Source organism: Streptomyces bathyalis, from assembly GCF_015910445.1.
Lineage (GTDB): Bacteria > Actinomycetota > Actinomycetes > Streptomycetales > Streptomycetaceae > Streptomyces > Streptomyces bathyalis.
This window is the reverse complement of record NZ_CP048882.1, coordinates 6,300,441-6,325,710: the sequence shown is the minus strand read 5'-3', so window position 1 is coordinate 6,325,710 and position 25,270 is coordinate 6,300,441. Positions and strand designations below refer to the sequence as shown.

The following is a 25,270-nucleotide window of genomic DNA, read 5'->3' as shown; positions in this document are numbered from 1 at the left end:
GTAGCCGCATGGATGCCGAAGGGCTGTCCCATGCCGTACGGCAGCAGCTCGGCCTCGGCCGGCTACTGCCTCTCGGGGACGCCGCGGACGGGGCGTGGCTCGCGGAGAGCACGGCCGAGGCCGCTCTTCGCAGGACCGCCGGGCAGGCCCTGCCGGACGCACGTCTGGGCGGCCTGCGGATCCGTCTGGCGGACCCGCGCGACACGTCCGAGCCGGCCGTACCGGCGCCTCCATCGGCGCTGCCGCCGGGGCCGCTGCACATCGACGCCGACTTCGCGTCGCCTCCGCATGCGCCGCTGACGACGATGGCGGAGCTGCTGCGCGCGGCCCTGCTGACGGCCGCCGACCGGGAGCTCGGGCTGCGCGTCGTCACCGTGGATCTTCGGGTCACCGATCTGCTGGTGAGCGGGAACGGGCACAACGGTGAGGGCACCTTCGACCGTTCCGGCGAAACGCCGGGCGGCGCGGGCGGAGCCGGAGCACAGCGGCAGGGCAAGGACACCGGGGAGCGACGGTCGCACGGCTCGCGCCGACATCCGCCCGCCCCGGCCGACGACCCGCGCGGAGCGGCGACGGCGCAGGCGGTCATCTCCGTGCCGGGTGTCACGCGTCTCGCCCCTGTGCTGGGGTCGACACCCGGCGGTCCGCCCGCCGACGCGGTGAACGTCATGAACGTGACGGACCGGGACGGGCGTGCGGCGGGGAGGCATCTGCGGATCCAGTTCGCGGTCGCCGAGGGCTCCAGGGCGCTGGACGTGGCGAGGGCCGTGAGGCATACCGCGGCGAAGGCTGCCGCCTGGGACGCGGAGGAGCCGGACCTTCCGGTGACCGTGGCCGTCCTGGTGAGCGCTATCGACCCGGCAGGGACGTGACCGGTGAGCCATGGGTACGGCCCGGGACGACGGCGGTTGCCTGCCGCGCGGGTGCCGCACCCGGGCTCACCGGGCCGGTGTGTCTACTCGCCGAGGCCCGCGAGGTCCCGGAGCCGGCGCGTCTGAGCCGCGCGCTCGGCCGCGCACTGCTCCTCGTAGGTGCGCCGGCCGGCGCCCTGGAGCAGGGCCTTGGTCTCGACGACGGCGTCGCGTGGCCCTCCCAGCAGGGCCGCGGACAGATCGGCGACGGCACCGTCGAGTTCGGCGGCGGGCACGACGAGATTGGCCAGCCCGATGCGCTCCGCCTCGGGAGCGTGCACGAAGCGGCCCGTCACGCAGATCTCCAGAGCACGGGAGTACCCGAGCAGGGCGACCAGGGGATGCGTGCCCGTGAGGTCGGGAACCAGACCGAGGCTGGTCTCCTTCATGGCGAACTGCACGTCGTCGGCGCACACCCGCACATCCGCGGCCAGCGCCAGCTGGAAGCCCGCTCCGATGGCGTGCCCCTGCACGGCGGCGACGCTGATCAGATCGGGACGGCGCCACCAGGTGAACGCTTCCTGGAAGGTGGCGATCGTCTCGTCGATCTTGTCCTCGGCAGCGGCCGCGAGATCGAGGAACGACAGCTCGCCGTCGATCCCTTCCGGGGTGAACGCCTGCTTGTCCAGGCCCGCGGAGAAGGACTTGCCTTCGGCGCGCAGTACCACGACCCGGACGTCGCCCGGCAGGGTTCGTCCGGCGTCGGTCAGGGCCCGCCACAGGGCAGGCGACTGGGCGTTGCGCTTGGCCGGATTGGAGAGCGTGACCGTGGCCACGGCGCCGTCCACGGCGAGACGCACGCCGTCCTTGTCCAGCAGGGTCATCGACATCCTCCGGTGGTTACTCAGCGGTCAAGTAACCGAAGAGTAACCACCGGAAGGGATGCCCGGAAGCCCTGTCAGGCCGAGGCGGACTTCTTGCCTCGTGTCGCTCCGCCGCGACCCCGCAGGGCCACGCCGGACTCACTGAGCATTCGATGCACGAAACCGTATGAACGGCCCGTCTCTTCGGCAAGCGCCCGGATGCTCGCACCGCCGTCGTACTTCTTCTTGAGGTCTGCCGCGAGCTTCTCGCGCGCGGTGCCGGTCACCCGGCTGCCCTTCTTCAGAGTCTCGGCCACCCGTGCCTCCTCATGGGAAGTGCGCTTTGTGACTCTCATGATCACCCCTCCCCCTGCTTCTGGCCACCCATTCGGCAAGGTCCGTGGAACAGCCGTGACCGGCGGACTACGGCCTGTTTCCGATGGAACGAGGGATTCCGGTGGCTGGATCTGCCTGGTCCACGGGCGGGCCCCGGTGAAGCTCCAGGTCAGCGAGGGAGATCTTCGTCACGGGGCGGGAGCCCGGGATGCCTGCCACATGTGCGTGAGCCGGCCGGGCGAGCACGCCGGGATACGAGCCGCTCTCACTCATATGAAGGATCAAGCGTCGGCCGAATGATCCAGCGGAGATTGATCAAGGAGCGTCGGGGACGGTCAGGCCAGGGCGACAAGATCGGCGTACTCGTCGTTCCACAGGTCCTCGACGCCGTCCGGGAGCATGATGATCCGCTCCGGCTCCAGCGCCTCGACCGCTCCCTCGTCGTGAGTGACCAGGACGACGGCACCGGTGAAGGTGTGCAGGGCGCCCAGGATCTCCTCGCGGCTGGCCGGGTCGAGGTTGTTGGTGGGCTCGTCCAGAAGCAGCACGTTGGCCGACGAGACGACGAGCGTCGCCAGCGCCAGACGCGTCTTCTCACCGCCGGAGAGCACCGCGGCGGGCTTGTCCACGTCGTCGCCGGAGAAGAGGAACGAGCCGAGCGTCTTGCGGATGTCGACGAGGTCCATGTCCGGGGCCGCGGAGCGCATGTTCTCCAGGACGGTCCGCGCGGGGTCGAGGGTCTCGTGCTCCTGCGCGTAGTAGCCCAGCTTGAGGCCGTGCCCGGCCACGACCTTGCCCGTGTCCGGTTCCTCGATCCCGGAGAGGAGGCGCAGCAGCGTGGTCTTGCCCGCGCCGTTGAGGCCGAGGATCACGACGCGTGAGCCCTTGTCGACCGCGAGGTCGACGCCGGTGAAGATCTCCAGCGAGCCGTAGGACTTGGAGAGGTCCTCCGCCATCAGTGGTGTCCTGCCGCAGGGCGCCGGATCGGGGAAGCGCAGCTTGGCGACCTTGTCGGACTGCCGCTCGTCCTCCAGCCCGGACAGCAGCTTCTCGGCGCGGCGGGCCATGTTCTTGGCGGCGACGGCCTTGGTGGCCTTGGCGCGCATCTTGTCGGCCTGGGAGTTGAGCGCGGCGGCCTTCTTCTCGGCGTTGGCGCGCTCGCGCTTGCGGCGCCTCTCGTCGTCCTCACGCTGGACGACGTACTGCTTCCAGCCCATGTTGTAGATGTCGATCGCCGCGCGGTTGGCGTCCAGATAGAAGACCTTGTTGACGACGGTCTCGATGAGCGCCAGGTCGTGGGAGATGACCACGAGGCCGCCGCGGTAGGTCTTGAGGAAGTCCCGCAGCCACACGACGGAGTCGGCGTCGAGGTGGTTGGTGGGCTCGTCGAGGAGGAGGGTGTCGGCGTCCGAGAAGAGGATGCGGGCCAGCTCGACGCGGCGGCGCTGTCCGCCGGAGAGGGTGTGCAGCGGCTGGTTCATCACCCGGTCGGGCAGGCCGAGGCTCGCGGCGATGGTGGCGGCTTCCGCCTCGGCGGCGTAGCCGCCCTTGGTGAGGAATTCCGTCTCGAGCCTTTCGTACTTCTTCAGCGCACGCTCGCGGGTGGCTCCCTGGCCGTGTGCGATGCGGTCCTCGTTCTCGCGCATCTTGCGCATCACGACGTCGAGGCCGCGCGCGGAGAGGATGCGGTCACGGGCGACGACATCGAGGTCGCCGGTGCGCGGGTCCTGCGGCAGGTAGCCGACCTCGCCGCCCCGGCTGATGGTGCCCGACGCGGGAGAACCCTCGCCCGCGAGGCACTTGGTGAGCGTCGTCTTGCCGGCGCCGTTGCGGCCGACGAGGCCGATGCGGTCACCCCTGGCGATGCGGAAAGTGGCGGACTCGATCAGGATGCGGGCGCCGGCGCGCAGCTCGAGGCCGGTGGCGGTGATCACGGACTACTCCAGGCAGGGTCAGGGCGTACGTACGGACGGGGACGGCGGCGTACGTACGGCGCTAATGCATCGGGTGAGTAGCCATGTCGCCAGTCTAGCGGCGCGGCGCAACTGCTTTCCCCGCGTGGCTTCCCCGCGCCGGTGTCCGTGACCGGTGCCACACTTCGGCTCAGCCGGAGGTGTTCCGGCCTCTGTCCGCCCGAAGGAAGGCGAGTGGCATGTCCGACGCACCCACGCTGTACCCGACGCTGCTCTACAAGGACGCCAAGGCCGCCATCGCGCAGCTGGAGGAGGCGTTCGGCTTCAGACGCGTTGCGGTGTACGAGGCGGACGACGGGAGCGTGATGCACGCCGAGATGTCCTACGGCAACGGTGCCGTGATGGTCGGCACCAAGGGCAGGGAGGGCGTCTTCTCCGAGGCGATGCGCGGAGCGGGCACGGTGGGGATCTACGTCGTGGTCCAGGACGTGGACGCGCACTGCACGCGTGCGCGCGAGGCGGGTGCGGAGATCCTCATGGAGCCCGTCGACCAGGACTACGGCTCGCGGGACTATCTGGCGCGTGACCTCGAGGGCAACGTGTGGAGCTTCGGCACCTACGCGCCCGCGCTGGGCGGTTGAGCATCTGACGGGCCAGCCACACGGCCCGTTCCGTCAGACTCCGCCGGTGTGCACCTGGAAGGCCGCGCGGCGCACCGCCTTGGCGAGAGCGGGGTCGGGGTGTGCCGCCGCGAGGGCGACCAGCACCTGCACGGTGCGCGGATGCCCGACCGCGCGTACCTCCTCCAGCAGCTTCGGCACCGTGCCCTGCACGGCCGTCTCCAAGTGGTCCACGAGCAGCCGCTGTTCGCCGTGGTCGGTGACCGCTGCCGCGGTGTCGACCCACAGCCACGTCGCCTCCTGACGGCTGAGCACGCCCGGGGCGCCTCCGGCGAGGTCCTCGGGGTCGGCCCCGTCGAGCTCGGCGAGCCAGAGCAGTGCGTAGGGGCGCAGGGTCGGCTCCTGCAGTCCTTCCCGTACGGCCTCCTCGGCGGGGGCACCGATGACGCGCAGGGCCTCGAAGGCCAGGCCGCGGATGAGGGCGTCGTCGCCGCGGGCAGCCGCCAGGAGTTCGGTGACGGCTGCGCCGTTGGAGCGGGCGGCGATCCAGGCGCGGTACTCGTCGCGCGCCGGGCCGGGCGTGAGCCGTGCGCAGCCGCGCAGCATGTCCTGGGCGGACTGCTCGATGTTCCCGGCGGGGCTCTGGGCGGCGACACAGATCTGTTCGAGCTTGGTCCACACGGCCCAGTTGCCGAGGGGTGTGAGCACCGCCGAGCCCTGACGTACGCCCGTCTCCCCTTCCGTTCCCTGCGGTTCGGAGGACACCTTGGCATCGGTGCACCGGGTCAGTGCTCCCACGGCGGCGAAACCGTCGAGCGCCCAGTCGAGCAGGGCGGGCAGGAGCACCTGTTCGGCCTGGTCCGTGACGGCGGCGCCACCGGCCTCCGGGGAGGAGGCCTCATCGACGGCGTCACGTTCGGCGCGCAGTTCGGCCACGCGCTGGGCCAGCAGGTCGTGCAGGGCGGGGAAGGTGACGGGCCCGGCGGTCAGATGCATGACCGATAGCAACTGGGGCGCGGCCTCCACCACTTCGGCGACGAGCGCGGGGTCCGCGGGCGTCGGCGCGGGATAGGCCAGTGACCATGCGTCGAAGAGCGCCATCCAGCCACGCAGCACCGCGCTGTCGTCACGCTCCCAGGCGCGCAGCCGCCACCCGGGCCGCGCGGTGCCGCCGTGCAGCTCGATGAGCCCGGCGAGGCGTGCGCGGTCCCAGTGGGTGCGTACGTCCTCGGCGGACATGCGCAGTGCGGCGGCGGCCCGTTCGCGTTCCGGGCCGCTGCCGGGGAGCGCCTCGTTCCGCTCGGCCCAGCGGGCGAGCACGACGGCGTCGGCGAGCGCGGCTCTTGCCTGCCGGGCCAGCTGCTCGCGGGGCGGCAGCCCTTCGGGCGGCGGCGGGGACGGGCGCCGGCGGCGGGCTGTCACGGTGCGCCTGGCGGCGGCGATCGGCCGCGTGGGGACGAGGCGGAGCGGGTTGTCTCGCGGGGTACGGGACGGCGTCACAGGAGCAGTCTTCACGGTCTGCGGCGCAAACCCCAAACGGGGCCCCGGAATGGCCGAATCCGCTTGCCGTCACGGGGCGGATTTCCGTGCAGCGATGCCCATTTGAGGGGCGAAAGCGGGCGGCTCCGCTCCGCTCGTCGCGGCGGTGCGGGTGCGACTGAGCGCCTGCCTCTCCGGCGTCTCCTCCACGGGGGTTCCGCCGGCTCCCGCGCCTCGTCGTCGCGCGGGTCCCGCGCCGCCCTCGGCCGGACTACATCAGCGGCGTCAGGAACTGGCGCAGCCGCTCCTCGTACGCCTCCGGGTCGGCGTTCCACATGGCCGCGTGCGGCGCGTTGGGAACCGTCTGGAGGCGGACCAACTCCCCGCGGGTGTCGGCGAGTTCCTTCGAGCGCTGCCAGGAGGCGACGGTGTCGTCGGGTCCGTGCAGCACCAGCGCAGGGACCTCCAGTGCGGCCGGGTCCACGATCTGCCGCAGGCGTTCCGACTCGACACGTGCTCGTCCTTGAGCGGCCCGCTGGGCCAGCGGCAGCAGCGCCCGCGGGGTGTGCCGGGACGCCGCGAGCGCGCGCACGGTCGCCCACCAGTCCAGTACGGGCGAGTCGAGCACGAGGCCGGCGACCCTGCCGACGGCGTCGGGGTCCACGCCGCCGTCATCCGCGGCACCGCCGCCGTGGCCCGCGTCAGCGGCCGGACCGGAGCGGTGGCCGCTCAACTCGTCCGCCGCGCGCATCGCCATGGAGGCCCCGGCGGACCAGCCGTGCAGGACGACCCGGGTGGCTCCGCTGCGTACCGCGTAGGCGATCGCCGCCTCGGCGTCCCGCCATTCGGTGCCGCCGAGATGGCGTACGCCGTCGGGCGGCGGAGGTGCCCCCTCGTCGCCGCGGTAGGCCAGGCCGAGCACGGGGAGCTTGAGGCCGGCGTAGAAGGGGAGCAGGGGCAGCGCCTGGGCCGGGGTCGCGCCGAGCCCGTGCAGCGTGATGATCCAGGTGTCGCGCTCACCGGGCATGAACCAGGCCGGCAGCGGGCCGAGTTCACCGGGCACCTGGACCGCGGTGCGGGAGAGGGCGCCGTCGATGCCGGAAGCGTCGTCCGGGCCCGCGTCGGAATCGTCCGTGTACAGCTGCGGGGTGAACCACACCTTGGTACCGGGCTTGAGCTCACCGCGGCCGACCCGCTCCAGACGGCGCACGACGGTGTCGGCGGGGGCCTTGGAGGGCTCCCCGTCCATTACGGATCCGACGACCGCGTGACAGTCCCGCCCGACCAGCCCGTAGACGCCCGGAAGCTGCGCGGTCAGGGAGCGGGTGAGGGAGACGCGACCGTCGCCGACCTCGTGCACGGTCAGCGGAGGTCCGCCGAACCCCGCGGGAAGCTGCCCGCCCGCCGCCGCCTTACCGGGACGCGCGGGCCGCAGCGCCGCGTCGGCGGCGTACCGTCCGGCGGCCAGTGCCGCGACACCGGCGACCGTCACTGAGGTGGCGGCAAGGGCCGCGTTGCGCAGACGCATTGCGCCAGTGTCGGTGACGGAGCGGCCACGAGACCAGTCCTGCGGTTGCCGCCCGGGTGAACTCCCCGCCGGGGCCCTCCCCGCGGGCTCCGTCCGCGGGTACCTCCCAGCACGCCGTCCGGGTGCCGCGGACATGCTGTTCACTGCGCGGCGGGCCGCTGCCCGTATCCCCTGAACTTCTCCTCCACACGGGCGAGTTCGTCGTCCGGAATCAGGGAGGGCGTGCGTCCGGGCACCGAGGAGGCAGCCAGCCAGACGCGGCACATCCACTCCAGCTGGGCGGTGCGGTCGTACGCCTGGACGAGGTTCTCGCCGTACGCGACGGTGCCGTGGTTCTGCAGCAGACAGGCGTTGCGGCCGTCGAGCGCGGTGAGCATGTGTGCGGCGAGTTCGTCGCTGCCGAACGTGGCGTACGGCGCGACGCGTACGGGGCCGCCCAGTTCGGCCGTGATGTAGTGAACGGCTGGTACTTCGCGCACGAGGGTGGAGACGGCGGTGGCGTGCACGGCGTGCGTGTGCACCACCGCGCGGGCACCGGTGTGCCGGTAGACGGCCAGGTGCATGGGGAGTTCGCTCGTCGGTGACAGGCTCCCGGCGGTGCGCCGCCCTTCGAGGTCAACGGCGCACCACTCGGCGTCGCCGAGACGTTCATAGGAGAGACCGCTCGGGGTCACGAGTACCGTGTCCCCCACTCGCACGGAGAGGTTGCCGGAGGTTCCCACGACGAGTCCTTCGGCGGTCGTGCGCCGGGCGGTGTGCACCAACTCCCGCCAGGCGCCGAGCAGTTCAGCCGATTCCACGGCTCGTTCCTCCTCTGATGCGGTTCTTCGCGTGCGCCGCCGCCGGGCCGTGCCGCAGCCGTTGAAGAGAGCGAAGGTACCGGCGGGACGGATGTGTGACGCCGCTCACAACAGACCCCGCGGAGTGACACCCTGAAGCCCGCCGCAGTTCACCTTCTGTTCACCCGTTCTCCCTACGTTCATCTGGACATCAACCATCGAGCTGATTGTGCCTGGGTGAATGGAACACATCACGCTTCTCATCGGGATCGTGATCGTCACGGCCTTGGTGTTCGACTTTACGAACGGCTTCCACGACACGGCCAACGCCATGGCCACCACCATCTCCACCGGGGCGCTCAAGCCCAAGACAGCGGTGGCGATGTCGGCGGTCCTCAACCTCGTTGGAGCGTTCCTCTCCATCGAGGTGGCCAAGACCATCTCATCGGGAATCATCGACGAAGGCTCCGGTATCCAGCCTGAAGTGATCTTCGCCGGGCTGGTCGGAGCGATCATCTGGAATCTGCTGACCTGGCTCGCCGGGCTTCCGTCCAGTTCCTCCCACGCGCTGATGGGCGGCCTCCTCGGTGCCACGGTGGCCTCCGTCGGCATCGGTGCCGTCAACGGCGGCACCGTGGTGATGAAGGTGCTCATCCCGGCCATCGCCGCTCCGCTCGTCGCGGGCCTCGCCGCGCTCTTCGCGACGCGGCTGACCTACCGGGCGGCGCGCAAGGCCGACGAGCAGCAGACCGCAAAGGGCTACCGCGCGGGGCAGATCACCTCCGCCGCGCTGGTCTCCCTCGCGCACGGCACCAACGACGCGCAGAAGACCATGGGTGTCATCACCCTCGCGCTGATCACCGGCGGCGTGATCGCCCCGCAGGCGGACCCGCCGACCTGGGTGATCGTCTCGGCCGGGCTGGCCATCGCCCTCGGTACGTATCTGGGCGGCTGGCGGATCATCCGCACCATGGGCAAGGGCATCACCGACATCAAGCCTCCGCAGGGATTCGCGGCGCAGACCTCGGCCGCGGTCACGATCCTCGCCTCCTCCCACATCGGCTTCTCGCTCTCCACGACGCACGTGTGCTCCGGCGCCGTCATGGGCTCGGGAGTCGGCCGCAAGGGCGGCGTCGTGCGCTGGTCGACAGCGGCCCGCATGGTGGCGGGTTGGGGCCTGACGCTTCCGGCGGCGGCACTCGTCGCCGCGGGCGCCGCGGTGCTGGCGCAGCAGGGCGACTGGGGCGTCGGCACGGTCGCGGCGCTCGCGCTCACCATCAGCGGCGGCATCTGGCTGCTCTCGCGCCGCCAGCCCGTCGACCACACGAACGTCAACGACGCGGCCCTGCCCGGGACTTCCGGGCCGGAACCCGCCGGAGTCGTCACGGCGGCGCTGCGTACCGTCGCGCCGCCGCCCGTGGCGTCGGCCCGCAGCAACGCGGACGGCAACGGGGGTCCGGCAAGGACCCCGGAGGGCGTCGGCACGGCGAGTTCGTCTTCGCAGACCGAGACGGAGCGCGGGCGAGCGGCCTCCACTCTCGGCTAGGTTGCCGGGCCGGTGCGGTCACGGTCTCCGCACCGCACCGGCCCGGCAACCGACAAGCAGTCACAACCGGACCACTCACCGGACTCCCGGGATCGCGATCCCGGCCCGGAGGACAGACAGGGAAACGCTATGGACATCGACTGGGCAGCGCTCGGCGAGGTATTCGGCGTGAGCCTCGTGGCCACGGTCGCCCTGGTGGGCGTGTTCACGCTCGGCATCGTGGGTGCGTCCGCCGGCAAGGCCGGCGGCTCGCAGGGCGGTGGCGCGTCCGTGCTCGCGCGCACCGGGTCGTACGCGTGCTTCGCGCTGTGCGCGGCCGCCGTCGCCTACGGCATCTACATCATCACCGCGCCCTGAACGACTGGGCGCCGGCGAGCCGTTGACAGCGGCCGCCGATACCGGAGGGGGTACGGAGCAGCGCTCCGTACCCCTTTTTCCTGTGCCGCGGCGGGGTCCCCGTGTGCCTGCTCACACTCTCCCGTCGCAGGTCAAGGGCGAGTTGACGCCCCTCCTGGTACGTGGTGGACTGCCGATGCCCAACGGCGGCAGGAGAGGAAGCCGGTGCGAATCCGGCGCGGTCCCGCCACTGTCACCGGGGAGCGCACCCCCAACCGAAGGCCACGGCCCATCAGTTCGACGGGCTGGAAGGCCGGGGGACGCAGCGATCCGGGAGCCAGGAGACTCTCGTCGCCGGCACGTCGAACCAGGGCGAGGACCCTGAGTGAGGACTCCGTCATGCGTGGCTACTCTGCCTCTCCCGCACCCGTTTCCGTTCCCGAGTCCGCGACGGCTGCCGCTGCGGCGGACGTCCCCGCCCGCGTCCACGGCGGCTGCGGCGACAGCCTCCAGGACGGCTTCCGCGACGGTTTCCGCGACGGCGTGAACGTCCGCGTCCGCCGCGGTCACGTCCCGCACCGTGGCCGCCCGCGGCCCGGCATGCTCCTCCGAGGCACGACGACGGCACGCTGACGGTGCGGGCTCATCGCGCCTACATACGCGGCGCGGCCCTCGGACAGCTGGGCGACGCGCTGCTGGGCGACCCCCGCCGTGGGCACCCCGTGGCCGCTTTCGGCCGGGCCGCAGCCGCTGCCGAGCGCGCCCTGTGGCGAGACCACCGGGGTGCGGGCGCCCTGCACACGGCGCTGACCGTCGCCGGAGCCGTCACCGCCGTCGCCACGCTCTCGCGCACCGCACGCGCCCTTGCGGGCACCGGCGGCGCCACCCTCGTCGACGCCGCAGTGACCTGGACGGTGCTGGGCGGCACCGGCCTCCGCCGGGAGGCCCTCGCCGTGGCCGCCGCGCTGGAGGCGGGTGATGTCGAGGGCGCGCGGCGGCTGTTGCCGCATCTGTGCGGCCGCGACCCCCAGGCGCTGGACGCGGACGCCATCGCGCGGGCCGTCGTGGAGTCGGTGGCGGAGAACACCTCGGACGCGGTCGTGGGCGCCCTGGTCTGGGGCGCGGCAGCCGGCGCCCCGGGCATGGCGGCATTTCGTGCGGTCAACACCCTGGACGCGATGTTCGGTCACCGCTCGCCGCGTCACCTGCGCTTCGGCTGGGCGGCCGCCCGTCTGGACGACGCGGCGGGATGGCCGGGCGCACGCCTGACGGCCGCGCTCGCCGCGCTCGCCGGGCCGTCTCCGCGCGGGGCCCTGCGTGCCTGGCGCACTGACGCCCGCTCGCATCCCAGCCCCAACGCGGGCCCGGTGGAAGCCTCGTTCGCAGGGGCGCTGGGCGTGCGTCTGGGCGGAACCCTCAGCTACGGCGGACGCACCGAGCACCGGCCGGTCCTCAACTCCCCCGGCCGTGCAGTGCGTACGGACGACATAGCGGCAGCCGTCCAACTCTCGCGCCGCGTCAGCGCGCTGGCGCTGCTGGTGACCTCGGTGGCGGGCGCGTTCGGCAGGAAGCGCCGGGCGGAAAGGGGCGACGGATGACGACGGCCGGTGAGAACGGCGGGCATGCGCGAAGGCCGGGTTCCGGCGGGCAGGGCGGCGGACTTCTCGTCGCGGGCACGACCTCCGACGCCGGAAAGAGCGTCGTCACGGCGGGCATCTGCCGCTGGCTGGCGCGCAAGGGCCTGAAGGTCGCGCCCTTCAAGGCGCAGAACATGTCGCTCAACTCGTACGTGACGCTGGAGGGCGCCGAGATAGGCCGTGCGCAGGCGATGCAGGCTGCCGCTGCCAACACCGAGCCGACGGCGCTGATGAATCCGGTCCTGCTCAAGCCCGGCAGCGACAGCAGCAGCCAGGTCGTGCTGCTCGGCAAGCCGGTCGGCGAGATGAGCGCGGGGGGCTACCACTCAGGCAAGCAGGAGCGGCTGCTGGGCACGGTCGCCGACTGCCTCGCCGAGCTGCGTCGCACGCACGACGCGGTGATCTGCGAGGGCGCCGGCAGCCCCGCGGAGATCAACCTGCGCCGCACCGACATCGTCAACATGGGCCTGGCCAGGGCCGCCGGGCTGCCCGTCGTGGTCGTCGGGGACATCGACCGCGGGGGCGTCTTCGCCTCCTTCTTCGGCACGACGGCGCTGCTGGCGGACCGGGACCAGGAACTGCTCGCGGGGTACGTGGTCAACAAGTTCCGCGGCGACGTGGCGCTGCTGGAGCCGGGCCTGGAGATGCTCCACGGGCTGACGGGGCGGCCCGTGCTGGGCGTGCTGCCCTTCCGCCACGGACTCGGCATCGACGAGGAGGACGGGCTGGGGGTGCCCCCGGACGGAGTCTGGGGGAGGGTCCGCCGCAGCACCGTCCGCGAGTCGGCGTCGGCGTCCCCGCACGGCAGCGACGTGCTGCGGATCGCCGTCGTGCCGGTACCTCTGATGTCGAACTTCACCGACGTCGACGCCCTCGCCGCAGAACCCGGAGTCGTCGTGCGGTTCACGGACCGTCCCGAGGAACTCGCCGACGCCGACCTGGTCGTACTGCCCGGCACCCGCGGCACGGTGCGGGCGCTGGCGTGGCTGCGCCAGCGCGGCCTCGCGGACGCGGTACGGCGCCGCGCGGCCGAAGGGCTGCCGGTCCTCGGCATCTGCGGCGGCTTCCAGATGCTGGGCGAGCGCATCGAGGACGAGGTCGAGTCGCGGGCAGGGACCATCGAAGGGCTGGGGCTGCTGCCGGTCCAGGTGAGGTTCGCGCACGAGAAGACGCTCGCCCGTCCGTCGGGCCGGGCCCTCGGTGAGCACGCCGAGGGCTACGAGATCCACCACGGCGTCGCCGAAGTGCTCGGCGGCGAGGCCGTGTTCAGCGATGCGGACGGGGCGGCCCTGGACGGCTGCCGGTCCGGCGCCGTGTGGGGCACGCACTGGCACGGGTCGCTGGAGAGCGACGGCTTCCGGCGGGCCCTTCTGCGCCGGGTGGCCGCCGACGCGGGACGCACCGGATTCGTACCCGCACCGGACACGAGCTTCGCGGCGCTGCGCGAGGAGCAACTGGAGCGCCTGGGCGATCTCATCGAGGAACACGCCGACACGGACGCGCTGCTGCGCCTGATCGAGGAAGGCCCGCCGCCGGGCCTGCCCTTCGTCGCCCCGGGGGCGCCCGAGGCACAACTCGCGGGAGGGTCCTCATGAACAGGGTTCTGCTTCTGTCCACCACGGGCACCGGCCTGTCCGCGAAGAACCTGGCGGGCAGGCCGCGGGACGCGGGCATCGCGAAGGCCCACCCCGTACGGGAAGACCGTGCGCAGCGGCTCGGCACGCGCGGGCGGCTCGGCACGCGCGGGCGGCCCGGCACGCGGCGACCCCGTGGACGGCGAGTGACCGGCCCGGCGGCGAGTGCCGGCTCCCGCCGCCCGCACGGCGGTTGGCACCGCTCGCACGAAGACCGGCCCCGAGGAGAGAAGAGGGCATGAGCATCCCCTACCCGTTCACCGCGCTCGTCGGAATGCGGGACATGCAGCTCGGACTGCTGCTGAACTCCGTCAATCCCGCGATCGGCGGCGTCCTCATACGGGGTGAGAAGGGCACCGCGAAGAGCACCGCCGTACGGGCGCTGGCCACGCTGCTGCCCCCGCAGCAAGTCGTGCCCGGCTGCCGCTTCTCCTGCGACCCCGCGGCGCCCGACCCCGGCTGCCCCGACGGGCCGCACGAGTTCGGAGGCGAGGGCCTGACGCGCGCGGCGCACCTGGTGGAGCTGCCCGTCGGCGCCTCCGAGGACCGCCTCGTGGGGGCGCTCGACATCGAACGGGCCCTGTCGGAAGGCGTGAAGGCCTTCGAACCGGGCCTGCTGGCCGACGCGCACCGCGGCGTGCTCTACGTCGACGAGGTCAATCTGCTGCACGACCATCTGGTCGACCTGCTGCTGGACGCGGCGGCCATGGGCTCCTCGTACGTCGAACGCGAGGGCGTGTCCGTACGGCACGCGGCGCGCTTCCTGCTCGTCGGCACGATGAACCCCGAAGAGGGCGAACTGCGGCCGCAGTTGCTCGACCGGTTCGGTCTGACCGTGGAGGTGACCGCCTCGCGGGAGACCGACGAGCGCGTCGACGTGGTGCGCCGGCGCCTCGCCTACGACGCCGATCCTGCCGCGTTCGCGGCCCGGTGGTCGGCGGAGGAGGACGCGCTGCGCGAACGCATCGCCGCGGCACGGGAGTTGCTGCCGCAGGTGCAGCTCGGCGACGCGCCGCTGCGTCAGATCGCGGCGACCTGCGCCGCGTTCGAGGTGGACGGCATGCGCGCGGACCTTGTGATGGCGCGCACCGCCACGGCCCTGGCCGCCTGGGCGGGCCGCACCGAGGTGACAGCGGACGACGTACGGCAGGCGGCACTGCTGGCGCTTCCCCACCGGCGCAGGCGGAATCCCTTCGACGCACCGGGACTCGACGAGGACAAGCTCGACGAGACCCTTCAGCAGCACGCCGCGCCCGACGACGGCGACGACGACCCGGAGGGCCCCGACGGACCGGACGGCGGCCCGGACGGCGGAGGCGACCCGCCGCAGCAGCCCGACGGCGGCCCTGGTGACGAGTCCGCCCGGCCCGATCAGCAGGAACCCGCGCCGAACGAACCGCAGGAGCAGCCGGCGCCGCCGGCCCCGTCCGCCCAGGACGGCCCCCGAGCGCAGGACGACGGGGACGACCAGGCGTCCGCTGCTGACGGCAACACCGGCAGCGCGGCGCCGCAGCAGCCCGCCGCACCCGCATCCGAGCCCTTCCGCGCCCGCACCCTGTACGTCCCGGGCCTCGGCGAGGGCGTGGCCGGCAACCGCTCCCGTGCCCGCACCGCGCACGGCCGCACCACGGGCGCGCGGAAACCACGGGGCGCGCTGGGACACCTGCACTTGGCGGCCACGGTGCAGGCGGCGGCGCCGCACCAGCGCGCTCGCGGACGTGACGGCCGGGGGCTGCTGCTGCGCCGGGACGATCTGCGCGAGGTCGTGCGGGAGGGGCGCGAGGGCAATCTCGTCCTGTTCGTCGTGGACGCGTCCGGTTCGATGACGGCGCGGCAGCGGATGAGCGCCGTCAAGGGTGCCGTGCTGTCACTGCTGCTGGACGCCTACCAGCGGCGGGACAAGGTCGGCATGGTCACCTTCCGCCGGTCCGAGGCGGAGGTCGCCCTGCCGCCGACCTCGTCCGTCGAGGCTGCCGCCGCGCGGCTGGAATCGCTGCCCACCGGGGGCCGTACGCCCCTGGCGGAGGGACTGCTGAGGGCTCGCGAGGTGCTCCGTGTGGAGCGCATGCGCGATCCGTCCCGCCGTCCCCTCGTGGTCACCGTCACCGACGGGCGGGCCACCGGCGGTGCCGAGCCGGTGGAGCGCGCGCGGCGCGCGGCGCGCCTGCTGGCGGCCGACGGCACGGCGTCGGTAGTCCTCGACTGCGAAGCCGGGCACGTACGGCTCGGGCTCGCCGGCGCGCTGGCGGCCGATCTCGGCGGCAGCGCCGTGACGTTGGAGGAGCTGCGTGCGGACGCCGTCACCGACCTCGTGCGGCACGCCACGGGCACCCGGGCCGGATCCACGGCGCCGGCCGCGACCACAGCAGCCCCGCATTCCCCGAACACCCAGCCGAAGACTCGGAGGGCCGCATAGTGCCGAAGGGACAGCCGAGCTCCGTACCCGACGACGGACTCACCACACGCCAGCGCCGCAACCGGCCGCTCCTCGCGGTGCACACCGGCCCCGGGAAGGGCAAGTCGACAGCCGCGTTCGGGATGGCGCTGCGCGCCTGGAACCAGGGATGGCCGATCGGGGTGTTCCAGTTCGTGAAGTCGGCCAAGTGGAAGGTCGGCGAGGAGCGGGCCCTGCGGGTACTCGGTGCCAGCGGCGAGGGCGGCACCGTCGACTGGCACAAGATGGGCGAGGGCTGGTCCTGGATCCAGCGGGACGGCGAGATGAGCAACGAGGAGGCGGCGCGCGAGGGTTGGGAGCAGGTCAAGCGCGACCTGGCCGCCGAGACCTACCGCCTGTACGTGCTCGACGAGTTCGCGTACCCGATGCACTGGGGTTGGATCGACACGGACGAGGTGGTGTCCGTGCTGAGCGAGCGTCCGGGCGCCCAGCACGTGGTCATCACGGGGCGCAACGCGCCCGGGAAGCTGATCGACGCGGCCGATCTGGTCACCGAGATGTCCAAGGTGAAACACCCGATGGACGCAGGCCAGAAGGGCCAGCGGGGCATCGAGTGGTGAGTGCATGAGCGAACGCTGCGTGAACCCACCGCGTCTCGTCGTCGCCGCGCCGTCCTCCGGCAGCGGCAAGACGACGGTGGCGACCGGGATGATGGCCGCCTTCACCGAGGCGGGCATGACCGTCTCGCCGCACAAGACCGGGCCGGATTACATCGATCCGGGCTACCACGCCCTGGCCACCGGCCGTCCCGGGCGGAATCTCGACGCGTATCTGTGCGGCCCGGAACGGATCGCGCCGCTGTTCGCGCACGCCGCCGCCGGGACCCAACTCGCCGTCGTCGAGGGCGTGATGGGCCTGTACGACGGTGCGGCGGGATCGGGCGAGCTGGCGTCGACCGCGCAGGTGGCGAAGCTGCTCAAGGCACCCGTGGTGCTGGTGGTGGACGCCTCGTCGCAGTCGCGCTCCGTCGCGGCGCTGGTGCACGGATTCGCCTCGTGGGACCCGGAGTTGCGGGTGGCGGGCGTCGTCCTGAACAAGGTCGCGTCCAGCCGGCACGAGGCCCTGCTGCGGGAGGCGCTGGAGGGATCCGGCGTGCCGGTGATGGGTGCGCTGCGGCGCGACGCCGGCGCGGACACGCCGTCCAGACATCTCGGGCTGGTGCCGGCGGCCGAACGGCAAGCCGAGGCAGTGGAGTCGGTGGCGACGCTCGCCGCCCGCGTGCGTGAGGGCTGCGACATGCAGGCGCTGCTCGCGCTGGCGCGCAGCGCTCCCCCGCTTCCCGTCACACCTTGGGAGGCGGCGGTCGAAGTGAGCGGCCGCAGCGCTCCCGTGGCGGCTCACGGCGAGCGGCCGCGCATAGCCGTCGCCGGGGGCGCCGCCTTCACCTTCTCCTACGCCGAACATGCCGAACTGCTGGAGGCGGCCGGTGCGGAGACCGTCGTCTTCGACCCGTTGCGCGACGAGAGCCTGCCCGAGGGCACGCGCGGGCTCGTCGTCGGGGGCGGCTTCCCCGAGGTGTACGGGCCGCAGCTGTCGGCCAACAAGCCGCTGCGCCAGGCCGTACGCGAATTCGTCGCAGCCGGCGGCCCCGTGGCCGCCGAGTGCGCGGGCATGCTGTACCTGTCCCGTGAATTGGACGGCGAGGAGATGTGCGGAGTGCTGGACGGCGTTGCCCGCATGACGGGGCGACTCACGCTCGGCTACCGCGATGCCGTCGCCGTCGACGACAGCGTCCTGGCACCTGCCGGACTGCGCGTGCGGGGGCACGAGTTCCACCGCACCACGCTCTCTCCCCAGGCCGGCGACGCGCCCGCGTGGGGCCTGGTGCGCCCGGAGCGGCGCAAGGAGGGCTTCGTGGGCGGCCCCACGCGCAACGTCCACGCGTCGTATCTGCATGTGCACTGGGCCTCCGCACCCATGATGGCCCGCCGGTTCGTGGAGAGGTGCGTCGCGTGACGCGGCCGGCCGGAGCGGCCGCGGACCCGGACGAGGCCGAATCGCGCACGCCCTCCCTGGTTGTCGGAGTGGGCACCGGCCGGGGCGTCAGCAGCGACGAAGTGATCGGCCTGATCGAGCGGACGCTGCGAGAGGCGGGGCTGTCCCTGCGCTGTGTAGCCGAGTTGGCGACGGTCGAGGCGAAGGCCGGCGAACCGGGCCTGCTCGCGGCCGCGGACCGGCTCCGCCTGCCGCTGCGCACCTTCACCGCCGCCGTCCTCGCCGCCGTCGAGGTGCCGAATCCCACCGACGCAACGCGGGCCGCCATGGGTACGCCGTCCGTCTCGGAGGCCGCCGCCCTCGCTGCCGCCGGCGAATACGGCATGCTGATCGTGCCCAAGACCAAGTCCGCGTCCCCGGACGGTTCTCCGGCCATGGCGACCGCCGCCGTGGCACGCCGGCGCCGGGCGGGCGCTCTGCCGGCCGCCGGTGGCGTCCCGGAGAAGGACGGTTCGGCGGTGGCCGCTGCCGTGCCCGACGCCACGCCCGGCGCGGGGAGTTCGTCCGGCGCCGTGGCGGACGGGGGCGGCGGTCCGGGCGCCGCGAGCGCGGCCACGCAGAACCAGCACAGCAAGGAGAACCAGTGACGCAGCCTCCCGCCCTGCTCCTCGTCGGCCACGGCACCCGTGACGACGAGGACGCCGAGGACTTCCGGTCGTTCGTCGGCGAGATCGCGTCCCGCAGCCCGGAAATACCCGTCGCCGGCGGCTCGCTGGAGCTGTCGCCGCCGCTGACCGACTCCGTCGCCGAGCTTGTCGGGCGCGGCGTGACGGACTTCGTGGCCGTGCCGCTGATGCTGGTCTCCGACGGACGCGCGCAGGGCGACATCCCCGCGGCCCTGGCCCGGGAGGAGGAACGGCACCCCGGCACCTCATTGCGTTGTGCGCGCCCGCTCGGCCCGCATCCGCAGCTGCTGTCGCTGCTGGAACGCCGTGTCGAGGAAGCGCTGGACGGAGGCACCGGCACCGAAGGCCCCGCTCCCCGCTCCCCCGGCGACCGCGCCGGCACGACCGTGCTGCTCGTCGGACGCGGCTCGACGGACCCCCACGCCAACGCCGAGGTGCACAGGACCGCCCGGCTGCTGTGGGAGGGCCGCGGATACGCGGGCGTGGAGGTCGCGTTCGTCTCGCTCGCCGCGCCCGACGTGGCGTCGGGCCTGGACCGCTGCCGCAAGCTGGGCGCGAAGAAGGTCGTGATCCTGCCCTACGTCCTCTTCGCGGGTGTACTGACGGAGCGCGCAGCCATGCACGCGGAAGGCTGGTCCGCCGCGAACCCCGAGGTCGAAGTCGTGGACGCCAAGGCCATGGGCGCGACCGACGAGCTGGCGGACGTCGTCATGGAGCACTACCGGGAGGCAGCCGGCGTCACGCCGCCGGGGCCCGGGGACGCCACCGGGCATCCGCGGCCGTCGCGCCCCCGGCAGGACGAGGACGGCCACGGGCACGGCCGTTCGCACGACGCCGACAGCGATGCGCACTCCCACTGAGAGCGAGCAGGCATTGGAAGCGGGCCTCCTCCGGCATCACGGCGACGCCGAAGTACGGGACGGCGGGCGGGAGTTGACCGACCTCGCGGTCAACGTACGTGCGGGCACCCCGCCGCGCTGGCTCAAGGACCGCATCGCCGCCTCGCTCGACGATCTGGCCGCCTACCCCGACGGCCGTCCCGCCCGCCGGACAGTGGCCGCCCGGCACGGTCTCGCGGAGGAGCAGGTGCTGCTCACCGCCGGGGCGGCCGAGGCGTTCGTCCTGCTGGCACGCGCGTTCCGCGCGCGTCGGCCGGCCGTGGTCCATCCGCAGTTCACCGAGCCCGAGGCGGCGCTGCGGGATGCCGGGCACGACGTGGAACGCGTGGTGCTGGATCCCGGCAACGGGTTCCGGCTCGACCCCGCGGCGGTGCCCGCAGGCGCGGACCTCGTCGTCGTGGGCAATCCGACCAACCCCACCTCCGTGCTGCATCCCGCCGAGGCACTCGCCGGACTCGCGCGCGAGGGACGGACGTTGGTCGTCGACGAGGCGTTCATCGACGCGGTGCCCGGCGAACGGGAGTCCCTGGCACCGCTGTTGGGCGCCGGGCCGGAGCAAGCACCGCTTCCCGGCCGCGTCGTGGTGCTCCGCAGCCTCACGAAGACGTGGGGCCTGGCGGGTCTGCGCATCGGGTACGTCCTCTCCGATCCCGCCACGGTGTCCGAACTCGCGCGGCACCAGCCTCTGTGGCCGGTGTCGGCTCCGGCGCTGACCGCGGCGGAGGCATGCTGCGAACCGCGGGCGCTCAGCGAGGCCGAGGAGGCGGCACGGCAGGTCGCCCGTGACCGGAACCATCTGCTCGCGCGGCTGGGCGAGTTCGCACCGGAGGGCCTGTCCGTGCACGGGTCACCGCAGGCCCCGTTCGTACTGGTGCGGCACCCGCGTGCCGCTGCTCTCCGCGAGGACCTGCGGTCGCTGGGGCTGGCGGTGCGGCGCGGCGACACCTTCCCGGGGCTGGGCCCGCAGTGGTTCCGTATCGCCGTCCGGGACGAGGAGTGCACGGATCGGCTGGCCTCGGCGCTGCGCGAGCTTCTCGGCGGGGAGACACGAGCGGCAGCCCACCCGGACGCCCGGGACGGCTGAGGAGCAGACACCGGGCGGGGAGGGCACCGGACTCCACGGAGGCGGGCACGGTCTCCCCGCGCCGAGCCCGGCGGAGGCCGTCGAGCTCAGACGCGCCGCGCCCCGTTCAGGCAGCGTCGCTCCGCGAAGCTCCGACCCGTGGGACGACGACCGCCCGGGCGATTCCCAGCCGTACGACGTCCTGCGGGCGCAGCATGAGCTCGTCCGCGGTCGCGGCGGTCTCGTGCTCCGGGCGCTTGAGGATCGCTGCCGCGAGTTCGGGGGCGATCACGGAGAAGTAGCTGTCGGGCGTGACCCAGAGCCTGTCCGGTGCGGCCAGGGCCAGTGCTCCGCCCGAGCCGCCCTCGCCGATCAGCAGTGAGGTCACCGGCACCGCGGCCTCCGCGACGGCGGCGAACACCTCGGCGATCGCCGGTCCGGCCCCGGCGCCTTCCGCCTCGGCGTCGTTGGCGGCCCCCGGGGTGTCGATGAGGGTCAGTACGGGGATCCCCAGCCGGTCGGCGGTACGGATGAGCCGGGCAGCGGTGCGGAAACCGGCGGGGCGTGTGGCTGTGCCGGTCTGGGCCGCGTACGCGACCGTTCGGCCGCCGTGGCGTCCGAAGCCGCACAGCATTCCCTCGTCGACGCCGCCGCAGCGGTCTCCCCGTACCTCTTCGCGCCAGTCGAAGTAGTCGTCCAAGTAGGCGGCGGCACGCGGCCGTTGAGCGGACCGGGCGCGCGCCACCGCCTCCTGCCCGCTCAGGGGGACGGCCTGGGCGTCCCCGCCGACGGAGTCAGGGGGAGAGGCTCCGGCGGGCAGGGCCTGCGGGGACCCCGAGGACCTGTTGTGCGACGGCGGTGCCGAGGACGCGTCCCGGGGCGGCAGTGCCTGCGGTGGAGGTGCGGGGCTGCCGGAGCCGCCGGTCAGCAGCGTGAGCCAGCGCCCCAGCGCCGCACCCAGCAGCTCCTGCTCCACGATCTGGTCGATGTGCCCAGCGGCATGCTGGCCCTCCGCCGTGTAAGCCGCCGGGTCGGCGTCACGGGGCCGTACCCGGGAGCCGGCGAAGGCGACCTGCGCGCCCGGCAGGGCCAGCACCACGTCCGCGCCCGCGCCGAGCGTCGCCCAGCCGCCGCCCGTGGCGGGGTCGCGGAGCACGGCGAGCTGCGGCACGCCGGCGCGGCGCGTGAGCACCGACTCCCGTGCCACACGCTGCAGTTGGCTGAGCGCGACCATCCCCTCCTGCATGCGGCTGCCGCCGGTGGCGATCAGCGACACCAGCGGCAGACGGTGCGCCCGGGCATGCTCGTAGGCGGCGGCGATGCGGTCGCCCGTCTGTGCGCCGAGCGAGCCTCCGAGATATCCGAACTCGAAGGAGATCAGCACCGCTTCGGCTCCGGCGGTGTCGTCGCCACGAGTTCCCGTGCCGCCGCCGATCCGGCCGGTGCCGCACACCACGGACTCGCTCTCGCCCGTCCGCTCACGCGCCCGGTCGCGTGAGGCCCCGTAGCCGCGCCAGCCGAGCGGCCCGTCCGGCCCTCCGCGACCGGCGGGCGCGGCCGGGTCGGCTGACGGGTGCTCGAATTCCGTGAAGCCGCTCGCGACGGCCCGGATGGCGGCGCGCGCCGAGGAACCGGGGTCGCGGACGTCGCGGGGCGTGTCACTCATGGAGCGCACGCTTCATGAGCTTGCCCATGTCGTTGCGCGGCAGCGTCTCGCGGAAGCGCACGACCCGCGGCCGCTTGTGCGGGGAGAGCTGCTTGGCCACATGATCGGCCAGCTCCTGCTCGCCGGGGCGGCGGGCTCCGGGCACGATCCACGCGACGATGCGTTCGCCGAGGTCGTCGTCGCTCTCGCCGGTCACGGCGGCCTCCGTCACGTCGGGGTGCTCCAGCAGCGCGTTCTCGATCTCCCCCGCCCCGATCTTGTACCCGCCGCTCTTGATGATGTCGGTGGCCTTGCGGCCGACGATCCGTACGTACCCGTCGGGGTCACGTGTCGCCATGTCGCCCGTGCGGAACCAGCCTCCGTCGAAGGCCTCGGCCGTGGCGTCCGGCCGGTTGAGGTACTCGGTGAACAGATTGCGTCCGCGGACCTGGATCTCGCCGACCGTCTCACCGTCCATGGCCTCGACGGTCTGCCCTTCCTCGTCGACCAGCCGCAGCTCGACGCCGTCCAGCGGAACGCCCACCGTTCCCGGCCGGCGCTCGCCGTCGGCCCGGACGCTGGTGTTCATCAGCGTCTCCGTCATGCCGTACCGCTCGACGATGCGCTGCCCCGTGGCGGCGGCGATCCGCTCGTGATCGTGCACCGGCAGTGCCGCCGACCCCGACACCAGGAGCCGGGCGCCGGCCAGCGCCCGGGCCAACTCCGCGTCGCCGCCCACCTCTTCGGCGATGCGGTGGTACATCGTCGGCACGCCGAAGAGCATCGTGGCCCCGCCCTCCAGGGCCTGCCGCACGCCGTCGGCGGAGAAGCGGCCGAGGTGCTGGACCGTGCCCGCGCGGCGCAGCGGGCCGAGTATGCCGAGGATGAGTCCGTGCACGTGGAAGAGCGGCAGGCCGTGCACGAGCACGTCCTCCTCCGTCCACTGCCAGGCGTCCCGGAGCGCGTCGAGCGTGGCGGTCAGGGCGCGGCGGGGCAGGACGGTGCCCTTGGGCGGCCCCGTGGTGCCGGAGGTGTAGACGATCACCGCCGGTGCTTCCTCGTCGGGTTCGGCGGGCAGAGCGACCGGGCCGGGCCGGGGCGTGGTGTCGACGGCGGTGCGCGGCAGCGCGTCGAGCGGGGCGGGAAGCGCCGCGTCGCGCTCAGCGAGTACGAGGCCGGGTTCACTGTCGCCGAGGATGTGGGCCAGTTCGCGTTCGCCGATCTTCGGGTTGAGGGGGACGACGGGCGCTCCGGCGAGCAGCGCGGCAAGCACGGCGACGCTCGTCTCCATGGTGGGGGTGGCCCAGACGGCGACCCTCTGCCCAGGGGTGAGCTCGGCGGCGAGCGCCCCCGCCACACCGGCGAGTTCGGAGTAGGTGAGCGACTGCTCGCCGAACCGCAGCGCGGTCTTTTCGGACGGCCGGGTCAGCGCCGGGAAGAGGGTGGACACGGTGGCTCCTCACAGGGTCTTGCTCGCGTTGTGACGTCTGGGGTGTGCGGCCGGGAGTGGCCGCGGCGGCTGTGGGCGCGGACCGGGTGCCGCCGCCTCCTCACGGTCCCGGTGCCCGGGTACCGGCTACCCGAACCCGGGTACGACCATGGCCAGCCAGATCAGTGCCGGTACGGCGGCGGTCACCACACCGCCGTAGATCATCAGCTGCCGGAAGAAACGGTCCCTGTCGACCTCTTCGGCACTCGCCAGTACCAGTGCTCCGTTGGTGGAGAACGGGCTCACGTCGACCACGGTGGCGGACACCGACAGCGCGGCGACCATGCCGACGACTCCGATCTCGCCCTTCTCCAGGAACGGCACGACGAGCGGGATGAGGGCCCCGATGATTCCGACGGAGGATGCGAAGGCCGAGACGAACCCGCCGATGTAGCAGAAGAGCAGCGCGGCGATCAGCGGTACGCCGATGGCGGCGACGCCTTCGCCGGCCCATTCGATCGTGCCCATCTCGTCCAGGACGTTGACGTAGGTGAGCATGCCGCACACCAGGAGGACGGTCGGCCAGGTGATGCCGTTGATGGCCTGCTTGCTGTCGGCGGGCCAGATCACGGCGAGCACCACGGCCAGCGCGATCGCGGTCAGGCCCGCGTCGAGGTCGAAGCCCAGCACCGCGACCACGAGCAGGACGAGGCCGGTGAGCGTGGCGGTACGGGCCGGGGTGAGCCGCTCGGCGCCGGCCGGCAGGCTGCCGTCGCCGCCGGAGCGGTCCCGGCCAGTGCTCTCCCCGGTCTGCGTGGCCACGGCCGTACCGCCACCGCCGCCCGCCGGTGCCCCTGCGGCGGCAGGGGCACCGGAGCCACCGGTCGCACCGCCGGCGCCGATCCCCTCACCGGCGCCCGCGCCGCCGTCCTCGTCCGCGCCGTCCTCGGCCCTGGTGCCGCGCAGGCCCATACCGCCGCAGGCGACGAAGATGACGGCGGCGATGACGAGGTTGACGACGAGGCTGGCCGAGAAGAGCGCCAGCTCGTTCCCGGGCAGGCCCTCCCTGGCGACGATGCCGTTGACCGTCGATCCGTAGATGCTGATCGGCGAGAAGCCGCCCGCCTGAGCGCCGTGCACCACGAGCGCGCCCATGAGCAGCGGGTGGATGCGGTACTTGGCCGCGAAGCCCATCGCGATCGGCGCGATGATGGCGACCGCCGCGGGGCTGACCGCGCCGATCGCCGTCAGCACGCCCGTGACCGCGAACATCACCCACGGGATGAGCACGATGCGGCCGCGCACGACCCTGATCCCGGCATGAACCAGCCAGTCCGTCGTGCCGTTGGCGCGCGCGATGGCGAAGAAGTAGGTCACGCCGACGAGCACGACGAAGAGATCACCGGGGAATCCGGCGAAGACCTTCTCGGCCTCGAATCCGGCGGCCAGCGTGCCGACGCCGAACGCCGCCGCGAAGGCGAGGGCACCGATATTGACGGAGCGGGTCGTGGCGACGACGAAGATCACCGCCAGCACCAGGATCGATATGAGTTCGGCAGACATGGGGCTCCCGTCCTTGGGCGCCGGAGGGCGTGCAGCGGTTCGGATCTGAGGTCGGCCGGATTGGCGCAATGGC

At 73.1% G+C, this 25,270-nt stretch carries 23 protein-coding genes and 1 riboswitch; of the genes, 14 read left to right on the top strand and 9 right to left on the bottom strand.

Annotated elements, in window-relative coordinates:
* The first annotated feature begins 8 nt into the window (after positions 1-8).
* On the top strand, positions 9-872 hold the full coding sequence (locus G4Z16_RS27385; RefSeq protein WP_197353292.1) for a nucleopolyhedrovirus P10 family protein: 864 nt from the start codon (positions 9-11) through the stop codon (positions 870-872).
* An 83-nt stretch (positions 873-955) separates the two neighbouring features.
* Here the strand turns inward: G4Z16_RS27385 and G4Z16_RS27380 are convergent, their stop codons facing one another.
* The 3 genes from G4Z16_RS27380 to G4Z16_RS27370 all read right to left on the bottom strand — a co-directional run bounded on the left by G4Z16_RS27380 (position 956) and on the right by G4Z16_RS27370 (position 3,984).
* Positions 956-1,735, bottom strand: coding sequence for an enoyl-CoA hydratase/isomerase family protein (locus tag G4Z16_RS27380; protein ID WP_197354950.1), 780 nt, complete (start codon positions 1,733-1,735; stop codon positions 956-958).
* Between the two features lie 74 nt (positions 1,736-1,809).
* On the bottom strand, positions 1,810-2,031 hold the full coding sequence (locus G4Z16_RS27375) for a helix-turn-helix domain-containing protein (protein WP_028435537.1): 222 nt from the start codon (positions 2,029-2,031) through the stop codon (positions 1,810-1,812).
* Between the two features lie 354 nt (positions 2,032-2,385).
* A complete protein-coding gene (locus G4Z16_RS27370) occupies positions 2,386-3,984 on the bottom strand; it encodes an ABC-F family ATP-binding cassette domain-containing protein (RefSeq protein ID WP_197353291.1) in 1,599 nt (532 codons plus the stop codon).
* A gap of 218 nt (positions 3,985-4,202) precedes the next feature.
* Here G4Z16_RS27370 and G4Z16_RS27365 point away from each other — a divergent pair, with 218 nt between their 5' ends.
* The gene (locus G4Z16_RS27365) at positions 4,203-4,604 is read left to right on the top strand and encodes a VOC family protein (protein ID WP_197353290.1); all 402 of its coding nucleotides are present in this window, start codon (positions 4,203-4,205) and stop codon (positions 4,602-4,604) included.
* Between the two features lie 33 nt (positions 4,605-4,637).
* On the opposite strand, the gene G4Z16_RS27360 is transcribed toward G4Z16_RS27365, so the two are convergent.
* From G4Z16_RS27360 to G4Z16_RS27350, 3 genes are all read right to left on the bottom strand, one after another.
* Positions 4,638-6,083, bottom strand: a complete 1,446-nt coding sequence (locus G4Z16_RS27360) for a hypothetical protein (protein ID WP_246531096.1) — start codon at positions 6,081-6,083, stop codon at positions 4,638-4,640.
* A 250-nt stretch (positions 6,084-6,333) separates the two neighbouring features.
* A complete protein-coding gene (locus G4Z16_RS27355) occupies positions 6,334-7,590 on the bottom strand; it encodes an alpha/beta hydrolase (RefSeq protein WP_197353289.1) in 1,257 nt (418 codons plus the stop codon).
* Between the two features lie 140 nt (positions 7,591-7,730).
* Positions 7,731-8,390 carry a class II aldolase/adducin family protein gene (locus G4Z16_RS27350; protein ID WP_425508125.1) on the bottom strand — a complete coding sequence of 220 codons (660 nt, stop codon included), beginning with the start codon at positions 8,388-8,390 and terminating at the stop codon, positions 7,731-7,733.
* Positions 8,391-8,610: 220 nt separating this feature from the next.
* Here G4Z16_RS27350 and G4Z16_RS27345 point away from each other — a divergent pair, with 220 nt between their 5' ends.
* The 12 genes from G4Z16_RS27345 to cobC all read left to right on the top strand — a co-directional run bounded on the left by G4Z16_RS27345 (position 8,611) and on the right by cobC (position 20,581).
* A complete protein-coding gene (locus G4Z16_RS27345; protein WP_197353288.1) occupies positions 8,611-9,915 on the top strand; it encodes an inorganic phosphate transporter in 1,305 nt (434 codons plus the stop codon).
* A 129-nt stretch (positions 9,916-10,044) separates the two neighbouring features.
* Entirely contained in the window at positions 10,045-10,272 is a 228-nt protein-coding gene (locus G4Z16_RS27340; protein WP_197353287.1) for a hypothetical protein, read from the top strand.
* Between the two features lie 195 nt (positions 10,273-10,467).
* Positions 10,468-10,598, top strand: a riboswitch (cobalamin riboswitch).
* 52 nt (positions 10,599-10,650) lie between these two features.
* Complete coding sequence (locus G4Z16_RS27335; RefSeq protein ID WP_197353286.1) at positions 10,651-10,884, top strand: hypothetical protein; 234 nt, start codon at positions 10,651-10,653, stop codon at positions 10,882-10,884.
* A gap of 2 nt (positions 10,885-10,886) precedes the next feature.
* Positions 10,887-11,849: a cobalamin biosynthesis protein gene (locus tag G4Z16_RS27330; RefSeq protein ID WP_197353285.1), complete on the top strand. Its 963-nt coding sequence runs from the start codon at positions 10,887-10,889 to the stop codon at positions 11,847-11,849.
* Positions 11,846-13,483 (top strand): cobyric acid synthase, encoded by a 1,638-nt coding sequence (locus tag G4Z16_RS27325; RefSeq protein WP_197353284.1) that lies wholly within the window; start codon positions 11,846-11,848, stop codon positions 13,481-13,483. Before G4Z16_RS27330 ends, G4Z16_RS27325 begins: the two co-directional genes overlap by 4 nt.
* The gene (locus G4Z16_RS27320) at positions 13,480-13,764 is read left to right on the top strand and encodes a hypothetical protein (protein WP_197353283.1); all 285 of its coding nucleotides are present in this window, start codon (positions 13,480-13,482) and stop codon (positions 13,762-13,764) included. The genes G4Z16_RS27325 and G4Z16_RS27320 overlap by 4 nt, the downstream gene beginning before the upstream one ends.
* Positions 13,761-15,938: a putative cobaltochelatase gene (locus G4Z16_RS27315; protein WP_197353282.1), complete on the top strand. Its 2,178-nt coding sequence runs from the start codon at positions 13,761-13,763 to the stop codon at positions 15,936-15,938. Before G4Z16_RS27320 ends, G4Z16_RS27315 begins: the two co-directional genes overlap by 4 nt.
* Entirely contained in the window at positions 15,938-16,537 is a 600-nt protein-coding gene (gene cobO / locus G4Z16_RS27310; protein ID WP_197353281.1) for a cob(I)yrinic acid a,c-diamide adenosyltransferase, read from the top strand. Before G4Z16_RS27315 ends, cobO begins: the two co-directional genes overlap by 1 nt.
* A 4-nt stretch (positions 16,538-16,541) precedes the next feature.
* Positions 16,542-17,933 carry a cobyrinic acid a,c-diamide synthase CobB gene (locus tag G4Z16_RS27305; RefSeq protein ID WP_197353280.1) on the top strand — a complete coding sequence of 464 codons (1,392 nt, stop codon included), beginning with the start codon at positions 16,542-16,544 and terminating at the stop codon, positions 17,931-17,933.
* Positions 17,930-18,559 carry a cobalamin biosynthesis protein gene (locus G4Z16_RS33360; protein ID WP_425508124.1) on the top strand — a complete coding sequence of 210 codons (630 nt, stop codon included), beginning with the start codon at positions 17,930-17,932 and terminating at the stop codon, positions 18,557-18,559. Before G4Z16_RS27305 ends, G4Z16_RS33360 begins: the two co-directional genes overlap by 4 nt.
* Positions 18,556-19,458 carry a sirohydrochlorin chelatase gene (locus tag G4Z16_RS27295; protein ID WP_197353279.1) on the top strand — a complete coding sequence of 301 codons (903 nt, stop codon included), beginning with the start codon at positions 18,556-18,558 and terminating at the stop codon, positions 19,456-19,458. Before G4Z16_RS33360 ends, G4Z16_RS27295 begins: the two co-directional genes overlap by 4 nt.
* The gene (gene cobC / locus G4Z16_RS27290) at positions 19,442-20,581 is read left to right on the top strand and encodes an Rv2231c family histidinol phosphate aminotransferase CobC (protein WP_197353278.1); all 1,140 of its coding nucleotides are present in this window, start codon (positions 19,442-19,444) and stop codon (positions 20,579-20,581) included. Before G4Z16_RS27295 ends, cobC begins: the two co-directional genes overlap by 17 nt.
* Positions 20,582-20,687: 106 nt before the next feature.
* Here the strand turns inward: cobC and G4Z16_RS27285 are convergent, their stop codons facing one another.
* From G4Z16_RS27285 to G4Z16_RS27275, 3 genes are all read right to left on the bottom strand, one after another.
* Complete coding sequence (locus tag G4Z16_RS27285) at positions 20,688-22,226, bottom strand: carboxyl transferase domain-containing protein (RefSeq protein WP_197353277.1); 1,539 nt, start codon at positions 22,224-22,226, stop codon at positions 20,688-20,690.
* Entirely contained in the window at positions 22,219-23,655 is a 1,437-nt protein-coding gene (locus G4Z16_RS27280; protein WP_197353276.1) for an acyl-CoA synthetase, read from the bottom strand. The genes G4Z16_RS27285 and G4Z16_RS27280 overlap by 8 nt, the downstream gene beginning before the upstream one ends.
* Before the next feature lie 126 nt (positions 23,656-23,781).
* On the bottom strand, positions 23,782-25,197 hold the full coding sequence (locus G4Z16_RS27275) for an SLC13 family permease (RefSeq protein ID WP_197353275.1): 1,416 nt from the start codon (positions 25,195-25,197) through the stop codon (positions 23,782-23,784).
* Between the last annotated feature and the right edge of the window lie 73 nt (positions 25,198-25,270).

Bases quoted from the DNA above. Each gene is read 5' to 3' on its own strand.
- G4Z16_RS27355 (WP_197353289.1), bottom strand. From the start codon at position 7,590: ATGCGTCTGCGCAACGCGGCCCTTGCCGCCACCTCAGTGACGGTCGCC.
- G4Z16_RS27365 (WP_197353290.1), top strand. From the start codon at position 4,203: ATGTCCGACGCACCCACGCTGTACCCGACGCTGCTCTACAAGGACGCC.
- G4Z16_RS27285 (WP_197353277.1), bottom strand. From the start codon at position 22,226: ATGAGTGACACGCCCCGCGACGTCCGCGACCCCGGTTCCTCGGCGCGC.
- G4Z16_RS27385 (WP_197353292.1), top strand. From the start codon at position 9: ATGGATGCCGAAGGGCTGTCCCATGCCGTACGGCAGCAGCTCGGCCTC.
- G4Z16_RS27340 (WP_197353287.1), top strand. From the start codon at position 10,045: ATGGACATCGACTGGGCAGCGCTCGGCGAGGTATTCGGCGTGAGCCTC.
- G4Z16_RS27380 (WP_197354950.1), bottom strand. From the start codon at position 1,735: ATGACCCTGCTGGACAAGGACGGCGTGCGTCTCGCCGTGGACGGCGCC.
- G4Z16_RS27320 (WP_197353283.1), top strand. From the start codon at position 13,480: ATGAACAGGGTTCTGCTTCTGTCCACCACGGGCACCGGCCTGTCCGCG.
- G4Z16_RS27305 (WP_197353280.1), top strand. From the start codon at position 16,542: ATGAGCGAACGCTGCGTGAACCCACCGCGTCTCGTCGTCGCCGCGCCG.
- G4Z16_RS27325 (WP_197353284.1), top strand. From the start codon at position 11,846: ATGACGACGGCCGGTGAGAACGGCGGGCATGCGCGAAGGCCGGGTTCC.
- cobC (WP_197353278.1), top strand. From the start codon at position 19,442: ATGCGCACTCCCACTGAGAGCGAGCAGGCATTGGAAGCGGGCCTCCTC.
- G4Z16_RS27345 (WP_197353288.1), top strand. From the start codon at position 8,611: ATGGAACACATCACGCTTCTCATCGGGATCGTGATCGTCACGGCCTTG.
- G4Z16_RS27275 (WP_197353275.1), bottom strand. From the start codon at position 25,197: ATGTCTGCCGAACTCATATCGATCCTGGTGCTGGCGGTGATCTTCGTC.
- G4Z16_RS27335 (WP_197353286.1), top strand. From the start codon at position 10,651: ATGCGTGGCTACTCTGCCTCTCCCGCACCCGTTTCCGTTCCCGAGTCC.
- G4Z16_RS27315 (WP_197353282.1), top strand. From the start codon at position 13,761: ATGAGCATCCCCTACCCGTTCACCGCGCTCGTCGGAATGCGGGACATG.